Annotated in this window: 5 tRNA genes and 3 rRNA genes; all 8 read right to left on the bottom strand. The window is 52.1% G+C overall.

From position 1 onward, the window contains the following. Nucleotides 1–6 precede the first annotated feature (6 nt). Nucleotides 7–82 (bottom strand) — tRNA-Phe (locus ACFVSL_RS18385). 22 nt (nt 83–104) lie between these two features. After that, nucleotides 105–180, bottom strand: a tRNA-Asp gene (locus ACFVSL_RS18380). Nucleotides 181–203: 23 nt separating this feature from the next. Then, a tRNA-Glu gene (locus tag ACFVSL_RS18375) sits at nt 204–275 on the bottom strand. Between the two features lie 3 nt (nt 276–278). After that, nucleotides 279–369 (bottom strand) — tRNA-Ser (locus tag ACFVSL_RS18370). Between the two features lies 1 nt (nt 370). Next, nucleotides 371–445 (bottom strand) — tRNA-Asn (locus tag ACFVSL_RS18365). Nucleotides 446–491: 46 nt separating this feature from the next. After that, nucleotides 492–607 (bottom strand): 5S ribosomal RNA (gene rrf / locus ACFVSL_RS18360). A 61-nt stretch (nt 608–668) separates the two neighbouring features. Beyond that, a 23S ribosomal RNA gene (locus tag ACFVSL_RS18355) occupies nt 669–3,600 on the bottom strand. A 175-nt stretch (nt 3,601–3,775) separates the two neighbouring features. Further along, nucleotides 3,776–5,326, bottom strand: a 16S ribosomal RNA gene (locus ACFVSL_RS18350). Together the 16S, 23S and 5S rRNA genes with 5 tRNA genes alongside form the textbook arrangement of a ribosomal RNA operon. Nucleotides 5,327–5,480: the final 154 nt, after the last annotated feature.

The raw sequence follows: 5,480 nt of genomic DNA, 5'->3' as shown, positions 1-5,480 counted from the left end.
CTACTATGGTGGCTCAGGACGGAATCGAACCGCCGACACAAGGATTTTCAGTCCTTTGCTCTACCGACTGAGCTACTGAGCCACATTTGTATTCAATTTTATAATGGCGGTCCCGACGGGAATCGAACCCGCGATCTCCTGCGTGACAGGCAGGCATGTTAACCGCTACACCACGGGACCAGTAAAGCATTTATATAAAGAAGTGACCCGTACGGGATTCGAACCCGTGTTACCGCCGTGAAAGGGCGGTGTCTTAACCGCTTGACCAACGGGCCAAATGGCGGAGAAGGAGGGATTTGAACCCTCGCGCCGCTCGCGCGACCTACACCCTTAGCAGGGGCGCCTCTTCAGCCTCTTGAGTACTTCCCCATGGCTCCGCAGGTAGGACTCGAACCTACGACCGTTCGGTTAACAGCCGAATGCTCTACCACTGAGCTACTGCGGAATAATATAATGTTTCCTAATACTCATTTACAGATTTTAAATGAATAGCCTGGCAGCGTCCTACTCTCACAGGGGGAAACCCCCAACTACCATCGGCGCTGAAGAGCTTAACTGCCGTGTTCGGAATGGGAACGGGTGTGACCTCTTCGCTATCGCCACCAAACATATAAGGAACGTTGTTCCTTCAAAACTAGATAATAAGAAGGTATTTCATTTTTTAAAGCGTGGTTAAGTCCTCGATCTATTAGTATCAGTCAGCTCCACATGTCGCCACGCTTCCACCTCTGACCTATCAACCTGATCATCTTTCAGGGATCTTACTAGCTTGCGCTATGGGAAATCTCATCTTGAGGGGGGCTTCATGCTTAGATGCTTTCAGCACTTATCCCGTCCGCACGTAGCTACCCAGCTATGCCTTTGGCAAGACAACTGGTACACCAGCGGTGCGTCCATCCCGGTCCTCTCGTACTAAGGACAGCTCCTCTCAAATTTCCTGCGCCCGCGACGGATAGGGACCGAACTGTCTCACGACGTTCTGAACCCAGCTCGCGTACCGCTTTAATGGGCGAACAGCCCAACCCTTGGGACCGACTACAGCCCCAGGATGCGATGAGCCGACATCGAGGTGCCAAACCTCCCCGTCGATGTGGACTCTTGGGGGAGATAAGCCTGTTATCCCCGGGGTAGCTTTTATCCGTTGAGCGATGGCCCTTCCATGCGGAACCACCGGATCACTAAGCCCGACTTTCGTCCCTGCTCGACTTGTAGGTCTCGCAGTCAAGCTCCCTTGTGCCTTTACACTCTACGAATGATTTCCAACCATTCTGAGGGAACCTTTGGGCGCCTCCGTTACTCTTTAGGAGGCGACCGCCCCAGTCAAACTGCCCACCTGACACTGTCTCCCACCCCGATAAGGGGCGCGGGTTAGAATTTCAATACAGCCAGGGTAGTATCCCACCAACGCCTCCACCGAAGCTGGCGCTCCGGCTTCTCAGGCTCCTACCTATCCTGTACAAGCTGTACCAAAATTCAATATCAGGCTGCAGTAAAGCTCCACGGGGTCTTTCCGTCCTGTCGCGGGTAACCTGCATCTTCACAGGTACTATAATTTCACCGAGTCTCTCGTTGAGACAGTGCCCAGATCGTTACACCTTTCGTGCGGGTCGGAACTTACCCGACAAGGAATTTCGCTACCTTAGGACCGTTATAGTTACGGCCGCCGTTTACTGGGGCTTCGGTTCAAAGCTTCGCTTGCGCTAACCTCTCCCCTTAACCTTCCAGCACCGGGCAGGTGTCAGCCCCTATACTTCGCCTTGCGGCTTCGCAGAGACCTGTGTTTTTGCTAAACAGTCGCCTGGGCCTATTCACTGCGGCTTTTCTGGGCTATTCACCCTAAAAAGCACCCCTTCTCCCGAAGTTACGGGGTCATTTTGCCGAGTTCCTTAACGAGAGTTCTCTCGCACACCTTAGGATTCTCTCCTCGCCTACCTGTGTCGGTTTGCGGTACGGGCACCTTACATCTCACTAGAGGCTTTTCTTGGCAGCGTGGAATCAGGAACTTCGGTACTATATTTCCCTCGCCATCACAGCTCCGCCTTAATGGAAACGGGATTTGCCTCGTTTCCGGCCTAACTGCTTGGACGCGCATATCCAACAGCGCGCTTACCCTATCCTTCTGCGTCCCCCCATCGTTCAAACGATGTATAGGTGGTACAGGAATATCAACCTGTTGTCCATCGCCTACGCCTTTCGGCCTCGGCTTAGGTCCCGACTAACCCTGAGCGGACGAGCCTTCCTCAGGAAACCTTAGGCATTCGGTGGAAGGGATTCTCACCCTTCTTTCGCTACTCATACCGGCATTCTCACTTCTAAGCGCTCCACCAGTCCTTCCGGTCTGACTTCAACGCCCTTAGAACGCTCTCCTACCATCGACACCTACGGTGTCAATCCACAGCTTCGGTGATACGTTTAGCCCCGGTACATTTTCGGCGCAGAGTCACTCGACCAGTGAGCTATTACGCACTCTTTAAATGGTGGCTGCTTCTAAGCCAACATCCTGGTTGTCTAAGCAACTCCACATCCTTTTCCACTTAACGTATACTTTGGGACCTTAGCTGGCGGTCTGGGCTGTTTCCCTTTCGACTACGGATCTTATCACTCGCAGTCTGACTCCCAAGGATAAGTCTTTGGCATTCGGAGTTTGACTGAATTCGGTAACCCGGTAGGGGCCCCTAGTCCAATCAGTGCTCTACCTCCGAGACTCTTACCTTGAGGCTAGCCCTAAAGCTATTTCGGAGAGAACCAGCTATCTCCAGGTTCGATTGGCATTTCACCCCTACCCACACCTCATCCCCGCACTTTTCAACGTGCGTGGGTTCGGGCCTCCATTCAGTGTTACCTGAACTTCACCCTGGACATGGGTAGATCACCTGGTTTCGGGTCTACGACCACGTACTCATTCGCCCTATTCAGACTCGCTTTCGCTGCGGCTCCGCATCTTCTGCTTAACCTTGCACGGGATCGTAACTCGCCGGTTCATTCTACAAAAGGCACGCCATCACCCGTTAACGGGCTCTGACTACTTGTAGGCACACGGTTTCAGGATCTCTTTCACTCCCCTTCCGGGGTGCTTTTCACCTTTCCCTCACGGTACTGGTTCACTATCGGTCACTAGGGAGTATTTAGCCTTGGGAGATGGTCCTCCCGGATTCCGACGGAATTTCACGTGTTCCGCCGTACTCAGGATCCACTCAGGAGAGAACGAAGTTTTGACTACAGGGCTGTTACCTCCTATGGCGGGCCTTTCCAGACCTCTTCATCTACCTCGTTCCTTTGTAACTCCGTACAGAGTGTCCTACAACCCCAAGAGGCAAGCCTCTTGGTTTGGGCTAATTCCGTTTCGCTCGCCGCTACTCAGGAAATCGCATTTGCTTTCTCTTCCTCCGGGTACTTAGATGTTTCAGTTCCCCGGGTCTGCCTTCAGTACCCTATGTATTCAGGTAAAGATACTGTTCCATTACGAACAGTGGGTTTCCCCATTCGGAAATCTCCGGATCAAAGCTTACTTACAGCTCCCCGAAGCATATCGGTGTTAGTCCCGTCCTTCATCGGCTCCTAGTGCCAAGGCATCCACCGTGCGCCCTTTCTAACTTAACCGTTAAAAAAGATCTTACAGATGCTTTGAAAAAAATAATTGCCTTCTATCTATTATCTAGTTTTCAAGGAACAAAGAAGAAAAAACTTCATCACAACGTGATGAGATCTTTCGTATCTGAATGAATTACTCATTCAAAACTGAACAAAACAAAAGCGCTCTCGTATTTATCCTTAGAAAGGAGGTGATCCAGCCGCACCTTCCGATACGGCTACCTTGTTACGACTTCACCCCAATCATCTGTCCCACCTTAGGCGGCTGGCTCCATAAAGGTTACCTCACCGACTTCGGGTGTTACAAACTCTCGTGGTGTGACGGGCGGTGTGTACAAGGCCCGGGAACGTATTCACCGCGGCATGCTGATCCGCGATTACTAGCGATTCCGGCTTCATGTAGGCGAGTTGCAGCCTACAATCCGAACTGAGAATGGCTTTATGGGATTCGCTTACCTTCGCAGGTTTGCAGCCCTTTGTACCATCCATTGTAGCACGTGTGTAGCCCAGGTCATAAGGGGCATGATGATTTGACGTCATCCCCACCTTCCTCCGGTTTGTCACCGGCAGTCACCTTAGAGTGCCCAACTGAATGCTGGCAACTAAGATCAAGGGTTGCGCTCGTTGCGGGACTTAACCCAACATCTCACGACACGAGCTGACGACAACCATGCACCACCTGTCACTCTGTCCCCCGAAGGGGAACGCCCTATCTCTAGGGTTGTCAGAGGATGTCAAGACCTGGTAAGGTTCTTCGCGTTGCTTCGAATTAAACCACATGCTCCACCGCTTGTGCGGGCCCCCGTCAATTCCTTTGAGTTTCAGCCTTGCGGCCGTACTCCCCAGGCGGAGTGCTTAATGCGTTAGCTGCAGCACTAAAGGGCGGAAACCCTCTAACACTTAGCACTCATCGTTTACGGCGTGGACTACCAGGGTATCTAATCCTGTTTGCTCCCCACGCTTTCGCGCCTCAGTGTCAGTTACAGACCAGAAAGTCGCCTTCGCCACTGGTGTTCCTCCAAATCTCTACGCATTTCACCGCTACACTTGGAATTCCACTTTCCTCTTCTGCACTCAAGTTCCCCAGTTTCCAATGACCCTCCACGGTTGAGCCGTGGGCTTTCACATCAGACTTAAGGAACCACCTGCGCGCGCTTTACGCCCAATAATTCCGGACAACGCTTGCCACCTACGTATTACCGCGGCTGCTGGCACGTAGTTAGCCGTGGCTTTCTGGTTAGGTACCGTCAAGGTACCAGCAGTTACTCTGGTACTTGTTCTTCCCTAACAACAGAACTTTACGACCCGAAGGCCTTCTTCGTTCACGCGGCGTTGCTCCGTCAGACTTTCGTCCATTGCGGAAGATTCCCTACTGCTGCCTCCCGTAGGAGTCTGGGCCGTGTCTCAGTCCCAGTGTGGCCGATCACCCTCTCAGGTCGGCTACGCATCGTCGCCTTGGTGAGCCATTACCTCACCAACTAGCTAATGCGCCGCGGGCCCATCTATAAGTGACAGCGTAGACCGTCTTTCCATCTTCTCTCATGCGAGAAAAGAACGTATCCGGTATTAGCTCCGGTTTCCCGAAGTTATCCCAGTCTTATAGGCAGGTTGCCCACGTGTTACTCACCCGTCCGCCGCTAATCTCAGGGAGCAAGCTCCCATCGATTCGCTCGACTTGCATGTATTAGGCACGCCGCCAGCGTTCGTCCTGAGCCAGGATCAAACTCTCCGAAGAAATGTTTGACTTGCTCATTTTGCTTTTTGATAGTGTGTGCTCACTTAAAAATTAACGTTGGCGCTTTGTTTTGTTCAGTTTTCAAAGAGCAATTTACCGCCGCTCTGTTAGCGACTTTATTATCATAACACCTTTCAAACAACATGTCAACAAC

The sequence above is a fragment of the Agromyces sp. NPDC058064 genome (assembly GCF_042885275.1).
Classification (GTDB): Bacteria; Actinomycetota; Actinomycetes; order Actinomycetales; family Microbacteriaceae; genus Agromyces.
The sequence above is the reverse complement of the archived record's forward strand: the minus strand, read 5'-3'. Positions and strand labels throughout refer to the sequence as shown.